The 17,873-nt window shown below is 73.2% G+C and carries 16 protein-coding genes; 3 read left to right on the plus strand and 13 right to left on the minus strand.

The genetic code is table 11. The features are described from left to right. Positions 1-112: 112 nt before the first annotated feature. Positions 113-3,073 (plus strand): helix-turn-helix transcriptional regulator, encoded by a 2,961-nt coding sequence (locus ACQUFX_RS02035; protein WP_428964350.1) that lies wholly within the window; start codon positions 113-115, stop codon positions 3,071-3,073. Positions 3,074-3,188: 115 nt separating this feature from the next. Here the strand turns inward: ACQUFX_RS02035 and ACQUFX_RS02040 are convergent, their stop codons facing one another. The 8 genes from ACQUFX_RS02040 to ACQUFX_RS02075 form a co-directional block, all read right to left on the minus strand. Then, on the minus strand, positions 3,189-4,685 hold the full coding sequence (locus tag ACQUFX_RS02040; RefSeq protein ID WP_428964351.1) for an NAD(P)/FAD-dependent oxidoreductase: 1,497 nt from the start codon (positions 4,683-4,685) through the stop codon (positions 3,189-3,191). Between the two features lie 59 nt (positions 4,686-4,744). After that, positions 4,745-6,415 (minus strand): hypothetical protein, encoded by a 1,671-nt coding sequence (locus ACQUFX_RS02045; RefSeq protein ID WP_428964352.1) that lies wholly within the window; start codon positions 6,413-6,415, stop codon positions 4,745-4,747. 213 nt (positions 6,416-6,628) lie between these two features. Further along, the gene (gene lipA / locus ACQUFX_RS02050; protein ID WP_428964353.1) at positions 6,629-7,678 is read right to left on the minus strand and encodes a lipoyl synthase; all 1,050 of its coding nucleotides are present in this window, start codon (positions 7,676-7,678) and stop codon (positions 6,629-6,631) included. 143 nt (positions 7,679-7,821) lie between these two features. Continuing rightward, the gene (locus tag ACQUFX_RS02055) at positions 7,822-8,214 is read right to left on the minus strand and encodes a VOC family protein (protein WP_428964354.1); all 393 of its coding nucleotides are present in this window, start codon (positions 8,212-8,214) and stop codon (positions 7,822-7,824) included. Beyond that, positions 8,214-8,852, minus strand: coding sequence for a lipoyl(octanoyl) transferase LipB (gene lipB / locus ACQUFX_RS02060; protein WP_428964355.1), 639 nt, complete (start codon positions 8,850-8,852; stop codon positions 8,214-8,216). The genes ACQUFX_RS02055 and lipB overlap by 1 nt, the downstream gene beginning before the upstream one ends. A 121-nt stretch (positions 8,853-8,973) precedes the next feature. Next, entirely contained in the window at positions 8,974-10,797 is a 1,824-nt protein-coding gene (locus tag ACQUFX_RS02065) for a DUF2079 domain-containing protein (RefSeq protein ID WP_428964356.1), read from the minus strand. Between the two features lie 111 nt (positions 10,798-10,908). Then, positions 10,909-11,808 carry a TIGR01777 family oxidoreductase gene (locus tag ACQUFX_RS02070; RefSeq protein WP_428964357.1) on the minus strand — a complete coding sequence of 300 codons (900 nt, stop codon included), beginning with the start codon at positions 11,806-11,808 and terminating at the stop codon, positions 10,909-10,911. Between the two features lie 144 nt (positions 11,809-11,952). Continuing rightward, positions 11,953-12,963 carry an aldo/keto reductase gene (locus tag ACQUFX_RS02075; protein ID WP_428964358.1) on the minus strand — a complete coding sequence of 337 codons (1,011 nt, stop codon included), beginning with the start codon at positions 12,961-12,963 and terminating at the stop codon, positions 11,953-11,955. A gap of 52 nt (positions 12,964-13,015) precedes the next feature. Between ACQUFX_RS02075 and ACQUFX_RS02080 the strand changes: the two genes are divergently transcribed. After that, positions 13,016-13,438: a MerR family transcriptional regulator gene (locus ACQUFX_RS02080; RefSeq protein ID WP_428964359.1), complete on the plus strand. Its 423-nt coding sequence runs from the start codon at positions 13,016-13,018 to the stop codon at positions 13,436-13,438. Here ACQUFX_RS02080 and ACQUFX_RS02085 read toward each other — a convergent pair. The 3 genes from ACQUFX_RS02085 to ACQUFX_RS02095 are packed head-to-tail and all read right to left on the minus strand — an operon-like array spanning position 13,410 to position 15,985. After that, positions 13,410-14,060 carry a hypothetical protein gene (locus ACQUFX_RS02085; RefSeq protein ID WP_428964360.1) on the minus strand — a complete coding sequence of 217 codons (651 nt, stop codon included), beginning with the start codon at positions 14,058-14,060 and terminating at the stop codon, positions 13,410-13,412. The genes ACQUFX_RS02080 and ACQUFX_RS02085 overlap by 29 nt on opposite strands. Next, positions 14,057-15,484 carry an AAA family ATPase gene (locus ACQUFX_RS02090; RefSeq protein ID WP_428964361.1) on the minus strand — a complete coding sequence of 476 codons (1,428 nt, stop codon included), beginning with the start codon at positions 15,482-15,484 and terminating at the stop codon, positions 14,057-14,059. Before ACQUFX_RS02090 ends, ACQUFX_RS02085 begins: the two co-directional genes overlap by 4 nt. Before the next feature lie 9 nt (positions 15,485-15,493). Then, positions 15,494-15,985 carry a hypothetical protein gene (locus tag ACQUFX_RS02095; RefSeq protein WP_428964362.1) on the minus strand — a complete coding sequence of 164 codons (492 nt, stop codon included), beginning with the start codon at positions 15,983-15,985 and terminating at the stop codon, positions 15,494-15,496. 310 nt (positions 15,986-16,295) lie between these two features. Between ACQUFX_RS02095 and ACQUFX_RS02100 the strand changes: the two genes are divergently transcribed. Continuing rightward, positions 16,296-16,529, plus strand: coding sequence for a winged helix-turn-helix domain-containing protein (locus tag ACQUFX_RS02100; RefSeq protein WP_428964363.1), 234 nt, complete (start codon positions 16,296-16,298; stop codon positions 16,527-16,529). Positions 16,530-16,669: 140 nt separating this feature from the next. On the opposite strand, the gene ACQUFX_RS02105 is transcribed toward ACQUFX_RS02100, so the two are convergent. Further along, complete coding sequence (locus tag ACQUFX_RS02105) at positions 16,670-17,590, minus strand: LLM class flavin-dependent oxidoreductase (protein ID WP_428964364.1); 921 nt, start codon at positions 17,588-17,590, stop codon at positions 16,670-16,672. A gap of 110 nt (positions 17,591-17,700) precedes the next feature. Continuing rightward, positions 17,701-17,844: a hypothetical protein gene (locus ACQUFX_RS02110; RefSeq protein ID WP_428964365.1), complete on the minus strand. Its 144-nt coding sequence runs from the start codon at positions 17,842-17,844 to the stop codon at positions 17,701-17,703. Positions 17,845-17,873 lie beyond the last annotated feature (29 nt).

A 17,873-nucleotide genomic window follows, 5' to 3' on the forward strand; every position in this document is an offset into this window, starting at 1 on the left:
GCAGTCCACGAGGCCGCCCCGGCGGCCTCCGCCGGTGGCCCGGCCCGCCGTCGCCCCCGAGCGCGTCCTTCCCGGCAGCGGGAGCGAGGGGGTGCGTGGCATGCTCGGTGCCGTGACCGTCCGTGCCGCCAGCAGCGTCCTCGTCGGCCGCCAGCACGAGCTCGACGCGCTGCGCGGTGCCCTGTCCCGGGCCCGGGCCGGCGAGCCCACCACCGTCCTCGTCGGCGGCGAGGCGGGGGTGGGCAAGACCCGGCTGCTGGAGGAGTTCGCCGGGCGGGCCGTCGCCGACGGGGCCCGGATCCTCGTCGGCCCCTGCCTGGAACTGGGCGAGTCCGGGCTGCCCTTCGCGCCGTTCGCGGCGGCCCTGCGGGAGGTGCTGCGCCGTGACGGCGCGGACGCCTTCGCCGGGTACGAGGCGGAGTTCTCCCGGCTCCTGCCGGAACTGGGTCGGCTGCTGCCGGCGGGTACCCCGCCGCACGCCGGTCCCGCCCTCACCGACGCCCCGCGCGGGTACCTGTTCGACCTGGTCGCCGAGCTGTTCCACCGGCTGGCCGGCGCGCAGCCGCTGGTGCTGGTGATCGAGGACCTGCACTGGGCCGACCGGTCCACCCGGGACCTGATCGGGTTCCTGGTCCGGGCCGCCCGGACCGCCCGCCTGCTGCTGGTCTGCACGTACCGGACCGACGAGCTGCACCGGGGCCACCCGTTGCGGCCCTTCCTCGCCGAGCTCGACCGGGCCCGGGGCGTGGACCGGGTCGAGGTGGACCGCCTCGACCGGGACGGCACGGCGGCGATCCTCACCGCGCTGCTCGGCGTCGAACCCGCCGCCCGCGCCGTCGACGAGGTGCACGGGCGCAGCCAGGGCAACCCCCTGTTCATCGAGGAACTGGCCGCCGCCGGTGAGCCGCTCGGCTGCGCCACCCTGCCGGAGACCCTGCGCGACCTGCTCCTGGCCCGGGTGGACCGGCTGCCCGAGGAGGCGCAGCGGGTGCTGCGCATCGCGGCGGCCGGCGGTACCCGGTTCGGTCACCCGCTCCTCGCCGAGGTGGCCGGCCTGCCCGAGCCGCACCTGGAGGACGCCCTGCGCGCCGCGGTCGCCGCGCAGCTCGTGGTCGCCAACCCCGACGGCGACTACGAGTTCCGGCACGCGCTGGTCCGGGAGGCCGTCCACGACGAGCTGCTCCCGGGCGAGCGCACCCGGCTGCACGCCCGCTACGCCGCCGCCATCGAGGCCCAGCCGACGCTGGTCGCCGCCGGCCGCGCGCCGGCCGAGATCGCCCACCACTGGTACGCCGCGCACGACCACCCCCGGGCGCTGTGCGCCGCCCGCGACGCGGCCCGCGCGGCGGCGGAACGGTACGCGTACGCGGAGCAGAGCCGGCTGCTGGAACGGGTGCTGGAGCTGTGGGAGGTGGTGCCCGACGCGGTCGACCGGCTCGGCATGGACCATCTCGCCCTGCTGGAGGAGACCCGGGCCGCCGCCACCGCCGCCGGTGACTACCAGCGGGCGCTCACCCTCACCCGGGCCGCCCTGGCCGAGGTGGACCGCGACACGGAGCCGCTGCGCGCGGCGCGGCTGCTGAGCTGGCGGGGCCGGCTCAAGGCGCTGCTCGGCAAGAGCGACGGCGGGGCCGAGCTGCGGGAGGCGTACCGGCTGCTCGACGCCGTGCCGGACCGGTCGAGCACGGTCCGGCTGCTGACCACCATCGCCGCCCACCTGGTCCGCGTCGACCGCGCCGAGGGGATCCGGATCGCCGCCGAGGCGCTGGCCGCCGCCCAGGCGCTCGGCGAGGACGTCACCCTGCTGCCCGCCCGGCTGGCGCTGGTCTCCCGGTACGGCGCGACCGTCGCGCCGCCGACCGGGCGGCCGGAGCCGGCGGTCGGGCCGGGGCCCGGTCCCGGGGGCGCCTCCGCCGCCGGGGTGGCCGAGCTGCGGCGGGCGATGACGCTGGCCCGTGAGGTGGGCGACGGGGAGGCGTTCGTGGTCGCCTCGGTGTACCTCTCCGACGACCTGTTCCGGCTGGGCCGGTACGAGGAGTCGGCGCGGGCCGCCGCCGAGGGGGTGGCCGAGGCCCGCCGGTTCGGGATCAGCCGCTCCACCGGGGCGTACCTGCTGTCGAACCGGGCCGAGGCGCTGATCGCGCTGGGGCGCTGGGCCGAGGCCGACGAGGTGTGCGGGGCGGCGGCCCGGATCGACCCGCCCGGCATCACCGCCGTGCACTGGCTGCAACTGCGGGCCGGGCTGCGCCTGGCGCAGGGCCATCCCAGCGCCGACGACCTGGTCGGGCGGGCGCTGGCCTTCCTCGGTCACCCGTACCTCTGGCCGACCCACCGGTTGCCCCTGCTCGAACTGCGGATCGACGCGGCGCTCGCCCTCGACGACCACGCCGAGGCGGTCCGGGCCGCCGGGGTCGCGCTGGCCGACGACCGGCTGGCCCCGACGCCCCGGGAGGGGTGGTCGCTGCTGGGGGCGGTGGCCCGGACGGTCCGGGCGACCCGGGACGCGGGCCTGACCGCCCGGCTCGCCGCGACCGCCCCCGCCCTGGCCGCCGACCACCTGATCGAGCGCGCCTACGCCGGGGAGGTGGCGGCCACCCTCGCCGGTACCGTGCCGGCCTGGCGGGCGGCGGTCGCCGGGTGGCGGGCCGTGGGCCAGCCGTACCCGCTGGGGCGGGCGCTGCTGGCCCTGGCCGAGGCGGCTGCCGCGGCGGGGGAGCGGGACGAGGCCGCCGTCGCCGTACCGGAGGTCACCGCGATCGCCGACCGGCTCGGCGCGGCGCCGCTGGGCGCGCAGGCCGCCACCCTGGCCCGCCGCCTCGGGCTGCGCGGCGCGGGCGCGGGTCGCGGCGGCGCCGACCTGCTGACGGTACGGGAACGGGAGGTGCTGCGGCTGGTCGCCGAGGGGGACAGCAACAGCCGGATCGCCGAGAAGCTGTTCATCTCGCCGAAGACCGCCAGCGTGCACGTCTCGCGGATCATCGCCAAGCTCGCCGTCGGCAACCGGGTCGAGGCCGCCGCCCTCGCCCACCGCCTCGGCCTGCTGGCCGACGCACCGCCCGGCCCCACCGCTTAGCCCCGCCCCGCGCCACCGGGCGGTCCCGCCCCGCGCCGCCGCCCCGCCCCCGCCGCGCCGCTGGTTAGGAAGGGGCCCCTTTACTACCGAATGCGTTAAGAAGGGGCCCTTCCTTTCAGGCGACGGCGCGGCGGGGCATGACCGGGGCGGCCCGGCCGGTGCCGTGCCGTCCGTCGCCGGCCGCCGGGCGCCCGTCGCCGGTCTCCTCCTCGTGGTACGACTCCTCGACGTTGACCGTCCACACGTCGTGCGCGGTGCCGTCGACGATGTTCGCCGCGGTGAGCATCGCGGTGAGCATCGAGTGGTCCTGGTTGTTGTACCGGTGCATGCCGTTGCGGCCGACCGGGTGCACGTTCGGCACCGCCTCGGCGAGCCACCGGCGGATCGTGTCGACCGCCTGCTCGTACCCCTCGTCGTAGACCGGGTACGCCTTCGGCATCCGGACCACGTACCCGTCGGAGACCGCGTCCGGGGCGACCAGGCCGAGCCGGGCCAGTTCGGCGGTGCCGAGGGCGACCAGGTCGTCGTCGTCGGCCGTCCACAGGTCGTCGCCGACGTTGACGAAGTACTCCAGGCCGAGGCAGGTGTACCCGTCCCGCACCAGGAACGGCGACCAGGAGCCGAAGTTCTGGATCCGGCCGACCCGTACCCCGGGGGTGTGCACGTAGATCCAGTTGTCCGGGAACCCGGCGTCGGCCGGCACCACCAGGGCGACGGTGAGGAAGTCGCGGTGCCGCAGCGCGTCGGCGGCGGCCCGGACCTCCGCCGGGGCCGGCGGGTCCATCGCCCGGACCAGGTCGGAGATCGGCATGCTGGAGATCACGTGGTCGGTCGGGACGCGGCGCTCGCCCTCCGGGCCCGCCACGGTCACCGCCACCGCCCGCCCGTCGGCCCGGTGCACGGCCCGCGCCGAGGTGTTAAGGGTGACCGTCCCGCCGGCCTTGACGACCCGCTCGGCGCAGCGTTCCCACATCATGCCGGGGCCGTACTTCGGGTACTGGAACTCCTCGATCAGGCTGGTGATCGCGGTCTTGTCCCGGCTGGGGAACAGGGCGTTGCGCACCGCGCCGGCCAGCGACAGGTTCTTGATCCGCTGCGCCGCCCAGTCGGCCTGCAACTCGGTGGCCGGGATCCCCCAGACCTTCTCGGTGTACGTCTTGAAGAACATCCGGTACAGCCGGGTGCCGAAGCGGGCCGACACCCAGCCCTCGAAGTGGCTCTGGTCGGCGGGGGGACGGACCCGGGACCAGAGGTACGAGCCGACGCAGCGCACCGCCTCGACCACGCCGAGGTTGCCCAGCGCGTTGCCGGCCCGCAGCGGGTAGTCGAACAGCCGGCCCCGGTAGTGGATGCGGCTCATCCGGGGCCGCAGCAGGAAGTCCTCGTCCGGCAGGATCTCGTGCCAGAACGCCTCCACCTGGGGCACCTTCGTGAAGAACCGGTGGCCGCCGATGTCGAAGCGCCAGCCGTCGCGCTCGACGGTACGACTGATCCCACCCACCACGTCGTCGGCTTCGACGACGTCGACGGCGACGTCGCGCCGGGTCAGTTCGTAGGCGGCGGTGAGCCCGGCGGGGCCGGCTCCGATGATGACGGTGTGTTGCGAGGGCATGACTAAATTCATCACCTTCGAAACATGGCGGCAACCACCTGATCGAGGAATGGGACGGGTCAGGCAAGATTCAGGTAGATGCGGTACCCATCGACAACCATCAGGCGAACAAGATCCGGCCGTTCGGCCGGTCGACGATCGAGCACGCGCACCGTCGGTGACCTGGTCGGCACCACGTGAGCGGTCCTCGTCGACGCCGCCACCGCCCGCCGGTACGGCGGATACCGGTCGAAGCCCGGGGTGAGATCGTCGTCGACCACGGCGCAGACCACCTCCTCGCCGGTGGCGAACGTCAACCGGTTGCACGTCCAGTACGGCGCCCACACGTGCCGTACGCCGAGCCGCCGCAGCGTGGCGACCAGCGCGTCGTGCCGGGCGGCGTCGGCGCGGGCCGCCGGCACGGTCCGGACCGCGTCGACCGTGGCGACCGCCGCCGTACCCCCGGTCGCGGCCAGCACCACGACCGCCACCGCCCCGACCAGCCGCCGTGGCCCGACCAGCCGTGCGGGGCCGGCGGACTGCTCCGCGCCGGCGGGTCGGTCCCGGCTGCCGGCTCGGGCCGCCGTCCACAGCGGCCAGAGCAGCGCCGGCACCGCCACCAGCAGGCACGACAGGTACCGGGAACTCTCCACCGGGGTCCGCCCGGCCGCGTTGCTGAGCGTGTACGCGGCCAGCGTCCCCGCCGCGCCGGCCAGCAGCGCCAGCCGCACCGCCGCCCCCGCCCGGCCCGCCGCGCCGTCCACCGGGCCCTCCGCGTCGCGGCGGGGGCCGGTGGCGCGGACGGTGCGCCACGCGGTGTACCCGGCGACGGCGAGCAGCACCGGGAAGGCGAGGGACCACCACACCTGCCAGGGCGCGCAGTGCCCCGGGGAGCAGAAGCCCATGCCCAGCGCCGGGCCGAGCAGCAGCCCGCCGTGCAGCCGGTCGGCCCACCCGGCGGGCTGGTCGGCGCCGCTGGCGGTGAGCACGGCCGCCACCGGGTTCCGGCCGGTCAGCACGGCGTCGAGCAGCAGCGGCCCGGTGCCGACCAGCGTGGCGACCGCGACCACCACGCCGGCCCGGCCGCGCAGCTCCCGCCAGCGGAACCGGAGCAGCACCGCCCCGGTCGCCGCGATGTACGGCAGCAGCAACGGGTCCACCCAGATCATCAGCCCGGAGACGAAACCCCAGGCCGCCCAGCGGGGCAGGTGCCGTCCGCCGGCCGGGGCGGCGAGAGCGAGCGCCAGCAGGGCCAGGGCCAGGGCCGCCGGACCCATCTCCGGGTACCCGCCTGCGGCGATCACCTGGTTCTTGACGATCCGGTCCGAGCCGAGCGCCAACAGCGCCACCACCAGCAGGGTGAACCAGCGGTCCCCGGTCAGCCGCCAGGTGAGCCGCCAGGCCAGCGCGATCAGCAGCACGTACATCGCCAGGGTGGGCAGCCGCAGGCCGAGCACCGAGGGCCCGGTGAGCGCGAGGACCGGCGCGGCCAGCCACGCCTCCAGCGTGCCCATGTACGCCTGACCGTAGAAGAGGGCCGGGAACTCCCGCCCCTGCGCGATGTGCAGCGCGGCGAGGCCCATGGTCGCCTCGTCGCTGTTCGTCGGGGGCGCGTCGGCGAGCACCAGCCCGATCCGGTACCCGACCCCGCCCAGCGCCGCGACCAGGGTCAGGACCGTCGGCAGGCGCCCGGCCGGGGTCGGTAGCCGCCCGGTGGACGCGGTCGGTGTCTGACGTACCCCCGTGGTCATGTCGCCGATCATGGCAAAAGGGACGTGCCGGGGTGGCCGATTGCCCGCCGCCTCAGCTCAGCCCGGCGGGTCGGCGTCCCGTCTCCCGCGCCCGGCGCGCCCACCTCGTGCGTGCCCGGTGTTCCACCTCGTGCGTGCCCGGCGTCCCGCCTTGTGCGTGCCCGGCCGCTCCGCCTTCGTGGGTCCGGCGGTCGGTGGCCGGGACGGGGTCGGTCAGCCGGCGGTGACCGGGGCGCCCTCGCGGGCCTCCAGCGCCTGCCGGTACAGCCGGCCGGCCCGGTACGACGAGCGCACCAGCGGGCCGCTCATCACCCCGGCGAAGCCGATCTCCTCGGCCTCCTCGCGCAGCTCGACGAACTCCTCCGGCTTCACCCAGCGCTCCACCGGGTGGTGCCGGGGGGTGGGGCGCAGGTACTGGGTGACGGTGATCAGCTCGCAGCCGGCGTCGTGCAGGTCGCGCAGCGCCTGGGAGACCTCGGCCCGCTCCTCGCCCATGCCCAGGATCAGGTTGCTCTTGGTGACCAGGCCGGCGGCGCGGGCCTGACGGATCACGTCGAGGGAGCGCTCGTAGCGGAACGCCGGACGGATCCGCTTGAAGATCCGGGGCACCGTCTCCACGTTGTGCGCCAGCACCTCGGGGCGGGCCCCGAAGACCTCGGCGAGCTGCTCGGGGACCGCGTTGAAGTCGGGGATCAGCAACTCCACCCCGCAGCCGGACTGGAGGGCGTGGATCTGCCGGACCGTCTCGGCGTACAGCCAGGCCCCGCCGTCGGGCAGGTCGTCACGGGCGACACCGGTGATGGTCGCGTACCGCAGCCCCATCGCGGCCACCGACTCGGCGACCCGGCGCGGCTCGTCGGCGTCGAACTCGGCCGGCTTGCCGGTGTCGATCTGGCAGAAGTCACAGCGCCGGGTGCACTGGTCGCCACCGATGAGGAAGGTGGCCTCCCGGTCCTCCCAGCACTCGTAGATGTTCGGACAGCCGGCCTCCTGGCAGACCGTGTGCAGCCCCTCGCGCGAGACCAGCCCGCGCAGCTCGGTGTACTCCGGCCCCATCTTGGCCTTGACCTTGATCCACGGCGGCTTGCGTTCGATCGGCGTCTCGGCGTTGCGGGCCTCGATGCGCAGCAGTCGCCGCCCCTCGGGCGCCGCCGTGGCGGTGCGGCTGGCCGGCTGGGTCGTCGGCGTGGAGTGCTCGATCGTCACGAAACCGAGCCTACGCCGGGCGGCGGCGGTCGATGAACGTCGGGCGACGCCCGTCACCTCGCAGATGTTGTGACGCCGGACACCGCCCCCACCGACTGAGGTGTAAGGAAGGGCCCCCTGTTAACGCATACGGTAGAGAGGGGAACCCCTCTCACACCGCAGGTGTTAAGAAGGGGCCCTTCCTTGCATCCCGGGGTGGGTCAGGTGGGGCCGAGGAGGTCCCAGGGGTTGCCGACGAGGTCCCGGAAGACCGCCACCCGGCCGTACGGCTCGGTGCGGGGCGGGGACACGAACTCCACGCCCGCCTCGACCATCCGGCGGTACGTGGCCTCGAAGTCGTCGACCCGCAGGAAGAAGCCGACCCGGCCGGCGACCTGGTTGCCGACGGCGGTGGCCTGCTGTTCCCCGTCGGCGCGGGCCAGCAGTAGCCCCGTCCCGCCGCCGGGCGGGCGGACCACCACCCAGCGCTTCGGGCGGCCGTCGTTGGTCAGCGAGGGGGAGTCCTCGGCCAGTTCGAAGCCGAGCACCTCGGTGAAGAAGACGATCGCCGGGTCGTACTCGGCGACGACCAGCGTGACGAGGTCCAGGTGCATCAGGCGAACAGGGTGGGCAGGTGGCGCTCGACCACCGGCAGGACGTCGGCCACGGTGACCGGGCGGCCCAGTTCGGCGCTGATCGAGGTGACACCGGCGTCCCGGATGCCGCAGGGCACGATCCGGTCGAAGAACGTCAGGTCGCAGTCGCAGTTGATCGAGAAGCCGTGCAGGGTCACCCCGCGCGCCACCCGGATGCCGATGGCGGCGACCTTGCGGGCCGGACCCCGGTCGTCCTGCGGCACCCACACCCCGCTGCGCCCCTCGATCCGGTCGGTGACCAGCCCGAACTCGGCGCAGACGTCGATCAGCAACTGCTCGGTGCGCCGGACGTAGGCGACCACGTCCACCGGGTCGGGCAGGCGCAGGATCGGGTACCCGACGAGCTGCCCCGGCCCGTGCCAGGTGATCTTGCCGCCCCGGTCCACGTCGACGACCGGGGTGCCGTCCATCGGCCGGTCCCACGGCTCGGTGCGCTTGCCGGCGGTGTACACGCTCGGGTGCTCCAGGAGCAGCACCGTGTCGGCGCCGGTGCCGGCCACCACCGACTCGTGCAGCCGGCGTTGCTCGGCCCAGGCGGCCTGGTAGTCGAGCAGCCCGGCGCGGACGGCCGTCAGGCCGCTGGTCGTCACGGTCACGCCGTCCAGCCTAGTCCGTCACCTGCGGGAAGAGAGCGGTGAGCCGGCTCACGACGGTCCCGCCACCGCAGCGCGCCCCGCCCCGCCACGGCAGCGCGCCCCGGTGCGGTGGCGGGACGGGTCAGGCCGGCGGGATCGTCCACAGCCAGACGTCGTCGACCCGCTGCGGCGGGCCGAGCAGGGCGGTCGCGGTCCGCCGCAGCGCGTCCGCGTCGATCGGGTACTTCGCGCCGTGCACCCGGTCGGGGAGCACCACCGCCTCGACGCCCCAGTACCGCAGGTCGGCCCGGGACAACTCGACGCTGCCCTCGGTGACGATCGGCACCAGCCCGGTCCGCCCGGCCTGGTCCATCAGGCTGTCGAAGGTGCGCGGCGGCGGCCCGATCCGGCCCCGGCCGTCGGGCCCGCCGGGGCCCAGGAAGAACCCCGCCGGCAGGGCGAACTCCCCCTGCCGGTGGGACAGCGCGTACGCCTGCCAGCGCTGCCCGTCGGGGGTGACGTCCAGGGTCAGCGGTACCGGGGTGAGCACCCCGCCCGGGGAGACGTACTCCCGCCAGGTGCCGGCGGTGATGAACCGGGGGACCGGCTCCCGCTCGATGGTCAGCAGGGGAGTGGGCAGCAGCGGCAGCAGCGCGACCGCGAGGCCCAGCGCCCAGGCGGGCCGGGCCCACCGGTGCCGGGCCGGGCGGGTGCGCACGGCGTCGACCAGGTACGCCAGCAGGATGCCGATGACCGGGGCGACGACCAGGGCCAGCCGCGACGGCAGCGCCGCGTTGACCACGGGCAGGCTCCCGAGCAGGTCGAACGGCAGCGCGACGTCGTACCGCCGGCCGTTCCACTTCACCTGCGGGCCCCAGGAGAGCACGGTGAAGACCACGCCGGTGACGCCGAGCGCGAGCAGGGTGGCCCGCCGGGCCGGACCGGCCCACCGCCACAGCGCCACGAAGCAGGCCACCGTGAGCAGCAGCAGCGGTACGCCGAAGAAGGAGTTCTCCTCGGTCGGGTTCGGGGCCAGCGAGGTGTCCAGCCCGGCCGCCCCGGCCAGCGACCGCTGCGGGTACGCGCCGAACGCGGCGATGTCCTCGGCGTGGATCACCGGGTCGAAGCCGGTGCCGTGGAACCGTTGCGGCCCGGCGAAGTGCAGCCAGAGCGGGTACGCCAGCAACGCCCCGGCGGTGACCGTGGTGATGCCCAGCCCGCGCAGGAAGCCCGGCAGCGCCGCGCGGGCCTCCGCCCGGCGGGCCGGGTGCAGGGCCCAGACGACCACGAAGAGGCCGAGCGCGAGCGCGGTGAAGAACAGCCCCTCGGCGGCGACGGAGAAGGCGACCGCCACCGTGACGCCGAACAGGATGCCGTTGCGCAGCAGGTGTTCCGGACGGCGCAGGGCGAACAGCCGCCAGATCAGCAGCGGGACGAGCCAGCCGGCGGTCCAGTTCAGGTGGGCGTTGGCGTGCGAGACCATGCCGGGGGAGAAGGCGACGAACAGCGCCCCGAGCGCGGCGGCCGGCCGGCTGCCCACCAGGTGCCGGGAGAGCAGCCAGTACCAGGCGAGCGCGGTGGCGACCAGGTTCAGCGTGAGGATCACCAGGAACGTCGCGGGCGGCCCGACCAGGTACGTCAGCGGGGCGAAGAGCACCGCGTACACGGTGATCGAGGTGTTGACCGCGAGGTTCACCCCGTCGGGGACGTTGAGCAGGTGGGTGAAGAACGGGTTCTGCCCGTGCGTGACGGCGTGCCCGCCGAAGGCCAGCAACCATTCGAAGAGCGCCTGGTCGCTGGAGTTCGCCGTGATCGCCCGGGTGTCCGGGCCGCGCCACAGGCCGCTGGTCACCCACCCGGCCAGGGCCAGCGCGACGAGCACCACCACCAGGTCGACGCGGCGCCCCCGGGGCGGCGCGGGCGGGGGCGGCGACGGGTCGGTGACCGGGGACGGCGAGGTCGGCACGGAGCGGACGTTACCAACCGGACCTGGACACGCCGGTCAGACCCGTGGGAGGAGCCCCCGGGACGGCGGTCCGCCGGGGCCGGCGGCCGGCGCCATCCGGTCCGCCGGGGCTCAGTTGTGCAGGGCGGCGTGCAGCGCGGCCGGCAGGTCGGCGTACCGGTAGCCGAAGCCGGCCCGGGTCAGCACCCCGGGCAGGACGCGGGTGCTGGTCAGCGCCTCCTGGGCGAAGCCGCCGAGGGCCACCTTCAACGCCAGGGCGGGGATCGGGATGATCGCCGGGCGGCGCAGTTGGCGGGCCAGTTCCCGGGTGAACTCGGCGTTGGTGACCGGCGCGGGGCCGACGCCGTTGACCGGCCCGGCGAGGTCGTCCCGGTCGAGCAGGAACGCCGCCACGGACAGCCAGTCCGCCATCGAGATCCAGGGCAGCCACTGCCGGCCGCTGCCCAGCCGCCCGGCGATGCCCAGCCTGAACGGGAGCAGTTGCGGCTTGAGCAGGCCGCCGTCGCGGTGCAGCGGCAGCCCGGTACGCAGCCGCACCACCCGTACCCCGGCGTCCTCGGCCGGGCGGGTCGCGGCCTCCCACACCCGGCACACGTCGGCCAGGAAGCCCTCGCCCGCCGGTGCGTCCTCCTCGACCGCCCGGTCGCCGGTGTTGCCGTACCAGCCGACGGCGGAGGCGTTGAGCAGCACCGCCGGCCGGTCGGCGGCGGGCAGGCCGGCGATGGTGATGGCCAGCGTGCTGGTGGTGTCCACCCGGCTGGTGCGGATCAGCCGCCGGTACCCGTCGGTCCACCGTCGGTCGCCGACGCCCGCGCCGGCCAGGTTGACCACCGCGTCGGCGTCGGCCAGCACCGCCGGGTCGAGTTGCGCGGCGGAGGGGTTCCACTGCCGTTCGTCGGCGGACCGGGCGGGTCGCCGGACCAGCCGGGTGACCTGGTGCCCGTCGGCGGTGAGCCGGTCGACCAGCCGGGTACCGAGGAAGCCGGAGACGCCGGCCATGAGGATCCGCATCCTCCCATCTTCGACCACCACCCGGCGGTCGGCGCGCCGACCGCCCGGAAGCCGTCCCGGAAGCCGTCCGTCGGCGGCCCTGCGCCGAAGCCGGCGACCCCCGCTCGCGCCGGCGGTCTCCGGGCTACCGGACTCCGGTGCGGGTCAGGCGGCCGGTACCGTGCGCAGGTCGGCGAGAAGCCGCTCCACCTCGGCGAACGCCTCGTCGCTGAGCGGACCGAGGGCGAGCGTGCCGAAGTTCTCCTCGGCCTGGGCGACGGTGCGGCACCCGGGGATCGGCAGCGTGCGCGGGCTGCGGGCCAGCAGCCAGCCCAGCGCGCCCTGGGCGAGGGTACGGCCGTCGGCGGTCAGGGCCGCCCGGACCTGGTCGACCCGGTCGGCCCACTCCGGGGTGGCCACCCCGTCGGCGAACCAGCTCAGCCACTCCGGGGCGCGGCCCCGGACGTCGTCGTCGCCGAGGCGGCCCGCCGCACCGTGGTACTTGCCGGTGAGCAGCCCCATCGCCAGCGGCCCCCGGTTGACGCTGGCCTGGTCGACGGCCTCGCACACCGACAGCATCCGTGCGTTGTCCTGGAGCACCGACTGGTCGTGCTGGATCGCCGCGCAGTGCGGGCCGGCCGCCGCGAAGGCGAGCGCCTTGTCCGGGTTGTCGGTGCTCCAGCCGTACGCGCGGATCTTGCCGGCGGTGACCAGGTCCTCCAGCGTGCCGACCAGGTCGAGCGCGGCGTCGGTCGACAGCGCGCCCAGGTGCAGTTGGTACAGGTCGACGTGGTCGGTGCCGAGCCGGCGCAGCGACTCCTCCAGGCTGCGCACCGCGTACGCCGGGCTGGCGTCGCTCCCGGTCGCCAACCGGGTGGCCTCGTCGGAGATGTTCCCGAACTTGGTGGCGATCACCGCCTCGTCCCGCCGGCCGGCGAGGGCCCGCCCGAGGACCCGTTCGCTGTGCCCGGCCCCGTAGTTGCTGGCCGTGTCGAAGAGGGTGACCCCGAGGTCCAGCGCCCGGTGGACGGTCCGGATCGACTCGTCGTCGTCCACCTCGCCCCAGCCGAACGGCTGCCAGTTCTCGCCCCACAGCGGCCCGCCGATCGCCCAGCACCCCATGCCGAGGGCGCTGACCTCGATGCCGCTGCGACCCAGTACGCGTGTCGTCGTCATGCCCACAGCCTGCTTGCTGGAGCGCACTCCAGGTCAAGTACCGTCGAGCACCATGGATGGGTACGGTCCCTCGGAGGCGGCCCGGCGCACCGGGTTCAGCCTCGACACACTGCGGTACTACGAGAAGATCGGCCTGCTCAGCGGGGTCGGCCGCACCTCTGGTGGACGCCGGGTCTTCACCGACGACGACCTGTCCTGGCTGTTCCTGTTCCGCTGCCTACGCGACACCGGCATGCCGATCGCGCAGATGCGCCGGTACGCCGACCTGGCCCGGGCCGGCGAGCACACCAGCCACGAGCGGCACGCGCTGCTCGCCGAACACGCGCAGCGGACCGAGGAGCAGATCCGACTGCTCCAACGCCAGTACGACCACCTCCGCGAGAAGATCAGCTTCTACGAACGCGTCCACCAACTACGGAGGCCGAGGCCGGTGGAGGCATCGCACCTCAGTGAGGCGGCGAACGCCATTCCTTGACGGTTCGGTCGATGTCGGCGACCAGCCGGCCCCAACTGTCGAGCCGTGCGACCGGACCGTCCGGGTCCAGGCGCTCCAGCAGTTGACGGCGGTGCTGGTTGAACCGCTTGGTCATCGTATCCCGCCGCCGACCGCTTACCTCGGCGGCTTTCAGGAGGCAGTTCCGGAGAAGGTCTTTTGGATCCGCGATCGACTCCACTTGGTGATGTTTCGGCAAACCGATCTCGGCACGTCCACGCGGGTTGCCCGCCACCTGACGGATTGTCGCTTCGTCTAGGAGCAGCCATGCCTCGGTCATCCGTACCGGGATGACCGGAATCACTGCCGTCGTATCGCTGATTGGCCGCACCGCCGCAATTATCTCCTGTTGCCGCGCATGATGCCCTGCGTTGTCCGCGTCTCGGTGCACGACGACGAGATCGACCGAACCACCTACCAGGCGTAGTCCGGCCTCGACCCGTGATCGAACGTCTTTTGGAACTCTGGGTAGCAGTGAGTAGTCGGGCTTGCTCAGCCGTACCGTGACCCCGAGTCGGACGAAGATCGACTCAACAAGATCAGCAAGCGGTAGGTCTGAGGTGCCCTCCGACACGAACAGGCCGGAGTAGAGGCGGTGGGTCATTCCGCGATATCCAGAGGAAGTCGAAGTTGCGCGCCCACGGGAGCGGCAAGGTACGCAAGGACGTCGGCCATCGAGAATGTGGCTTGGCTAGCAGCAGCGCGCCAGGTGTCATGGAACGGAAGTAGCGCCAACGACTGGACTGCCTTACCGCGCAGTCCACCGTGTCGCCGGACGTCCGCAAGGAGTAGGTCGGCTGGGTCACAGAGCTGCACCAGCCAAGGGGAGTGCGTGTTGACGATGACCTGACGGAACGGATTGTTTCCACCAGGAGCCTCGGACGGGTCCACCGCAAGATCACGTACCAGGTTCAACATGGCCGGTAGGTTCGCTGGATGGATGCCGTTCTCTGGCTCTTCCATGCAGATGAGTCCGGTGAAGCTGGGGTCTTCGAGAAGTACACACAATGCGAGGAATCGGAGTGTTCCCTCCGACAGGGCTCGCGCGGGCAGGCGCAGGTCGCCTCGCTCTTCCATGAACAGGGTGAAGACCTCGCGAATCTGATCGAGTTCGACGGCCACGCCCTTGACGCCGACACCGATCAGGTCTGACAGCCGGTTGGCAACTCTTGCATAAACGGCGTCGGGGTCGCTCCCGTGGTGGTTGCCGACAGACTCATTGGCGATGCGGTAGAGAGTTGCCGCCAGATGGCCACCATCGGCCCGAAGTGATCGCGGTGCGGCAAAGCCGTCGGGTGCTCGCAGGGCTGATGGCTCCAGCGCCAGCCGTTGCCAGCTCTGCATCTCGCGACGGGCGGCCAGGATAGTTGGATAGTCGTTCGTCGTCACTGTGCTCAGTACGGTCCGTCCGGCACGGGCTGCTGCTCTTGGCTGAGGCTTACCGCGACTCCCGCCGTCGCCGTGGACGTTGATGACGGTGCCGGATTCACGGCTTTCCGTTGACAGAAAAGGTCCTCCACGCCGCTCACCCCGAAGGACGGCGTTGCGAAATCTGCTCGCGCTGTGTGGGAAACGTAGGTGCTTTGGCGCCTCGCCTCGCGTGATGTGCCGGAGTTCCTCGCCAAGCAGGCTCAATCTGCCAATGCTGCCCTCCTTGACCGGTGGCTCGAACCCGAGGGCCACTTCGTAACGGAGGAAGGTGGTGGTGGCCTGTGCGGGTGTGCCGAGGTCGTCCTCTACCTCGGCAGGCACGACCATCTCGGCTGCGAGTTTGATCCGATGCCGATGGTCCCGATAGCCGTCCCAGAAGAGATCGCGTGGATCCCCTCCGCGGAGGCCAGATGCCCCTCGCACGCGCTGAGACGCCTCCACCAACGTGTCGCTGGACAGGTAGGAGAGGAACTCGATGGCATCGAAAATATTCGACTTCCCCATGCCATTGGTGCCCGCAATGCAGGTGAACGGACCAAACTCGATCTTGACGTCGAGCAGGTTCTTGAAGCCCTGCACCTCCAACCTGGTCAACATGATCCAAGCTTAGACAGTCGGGCGGCAGGCACGTGCCGCTGGCTTCCCGGCGTGGCGCTCGCCGTGTCTCTGGTTCACGTCATGCTCGCTCTCGGCCTGGCTGGTAACTGGTCGTGCTCTGGTGTTGCGGCGGGCCCAGCCGACAAAGCGGTCGAAGAGGTGCCCGGGAGCGGGGGCCTCGGCCGGGTTCAGCGCGTGGAGATGTTCGTCCGCCTCGGCGAGTTGCAGGCTCAGGTAGATGATCAGGGCGATCCGGTCACCGTGGTACTCGCTGGTCAGGGCGAGGCGGGCGGTGGCGCAGGACCGGCACAGCCAGAGCGGGCGCAGCGGCGCGTGCCGGCCGGGACGGAGATCGGGTACGTCGGGCGGGCCGGTCACCAGCGGCCCTCGTTCGGTCGGCGCGACCGTCGCGCCGTCGAGCGGGTGTCGGGTGGGGGAGTTGGTGGCTCGGTCGGGACGGTGACATGCCGGTCGGGGCAGGTCGTCCAGCGCAGACCGCACGTACACCAGCGTCGCCAGCCCCGCCAGGTCGGGCGGTGCACGGGCGCGAGCGGTACGGGCGGCTGCCGACGTGTCCGTGGTCGCATGCTGCTCTCCATCGGAAGGTGGCGCGGAACCCAGGGCACCCGGCCAGCCCCGGGGGTGGGGTCGGCCGGGTGCGTCCTACAGGACGGCCAACTCCGGGTTGCAGACCAGGGAGCCGGCTTGCGACGAACTTTGTCAGACTAGTCTGACAAAGTCAATGAACTAGTCCAGTCTTGTCCTGCAAAGTGCGTTGTGATCGAATGGCGGTGCAGACCAGGGAGCCGCCATGCCCGTCAAACCGAAGTGGACGCAGCTTGCGGAGCACATCCGTGGGCAGATCGCGTCCGGGGAACTCAATCCCGGCGACAAGCTGCCATCCACCGCTCAGCTCTGCAAGGAGCACGGTGTCTCGGCCGGCGTCGTGCGCCAGGCGATCCTTGTTCTACAGACTCAGGGAATCGTCGAGGGCGTGCACGGGCTCGGCGTGTTCGTGACCGAGCGAGCGGACCCCGCCACCTGATCGGGCGGCGGGACGCCCGCGCGGCGACCGGGCGAGCCCGGGATGGCCTGCAACTACCGGGAAGTAGTCCCCACGAGCGGGCCCCGAGGTCACTACCACAACGAAGTTGCCGCCTGCCGCTCAGTTGACGGCGGGGCCGCTCAGTGGCCGGTCAGGCGGGGTAGGAGCGGGGTCACCTGGTCGAACACGTCGGCGCGTACCACGAAGCGGGTGACGCCCCAGCGGCGCTGGTGTCGCTCGACGGCCGTGACGATCTCGTCCTCGGTGCCGACCAGCACGTAGGGGCTGGCGAGCAGGTCGGCGACGGCCAACCCGGTGTCCTGGGCGAAGTCGGCGACGGCGGCCTCGGCGTCGTCGGTCACCGCGAACCGTTGGACCAGGGCCTCCAGCGCGGGCGGTTCGGCCCGGTCAGCCGCGCCCTCGGCGACCAGCGTCAGCTGCGCCTCGATCTCCTGCTCCCGCCAGCGCACCTGGTGCGCGTACCCGTCGGGGAGGGTGCGGCCGAGCCCACTCAGGCCGACCACGTCGGCGTGCGCGCCGGCCCAGCGCAGCAGCGCGGTGTTGTTGCCGCCGACGGTCAGCGGCACGCGCTCCTGCACGGGACGCGGTGCCGTCAGGCGGGCGGCGCGCACGGTCAGGTCGGGGCTGTCCACGGTGACCTCCGCGCCGGCCAGCAGCTCCCGCACGGCCTCGGCGACGGCCCGGAACCGGCGGACCCGACCGGCCACGTCGGGGCGTTCCCGGCCGACCGCGCGCCACTCGGCCGGGGTGTGGCCGGCGCCGAGGCCGAGTCGGGCCCGACCGCCGGAGATCAGGTCGAGACTGGCCACCGCGACGGCGAGCGGCATCGGCTCGCGGATGCCGGCGTTGGCCACGTACGGGCCGAGGCGGATGGTGGAGGTCACCGCCGCGGCGGCGGCCAGGGCGAGGAACGGATCGGCGATGATCCCGGGGTGATCGGCGCAGTGCAGCGTGTCGAAGCCGGCCGCCTCGGCCGCGCGGGCGAGCCGCAGGAAATCCTCGGCGTTGTCGGGCCGGGCCTGGAGGGAGAAGACTGCCATCGGCCCAGCATGCGTGCCCGACCCGAGTACTTCGAGGATTTCTGCCAGCGGCAGATCAGCCGGGGAGGTGGATGACGATGTTGGTGTCGAGCAGACCCCGCGCCGGGCACTCACCACTCACGGTCGGACAGTTCCTGGTCGACTGCGGCGTCCAGGCCGGCCCGGAAAGTCTCCGGGGTGAGCACGGGAGCGGACGCAAAGGCGGCGACCACCTCGGCGCGCGGCACGACGCTCCACTCCGCACGTGATCGCACCCGAGCTGCGCAAGTCGCGTGGGTGAACT

The sequence above is a fragment of the Micromonospora fluostatini genome, assembly GCF_050410825.1.
Taxonomy (GTDB): Bacteria; Actinomycetota; Actinomycetes; order Mycobacteriales; family Micromonosporaceae; genus Micromonospora; species Micromonospora rosaria.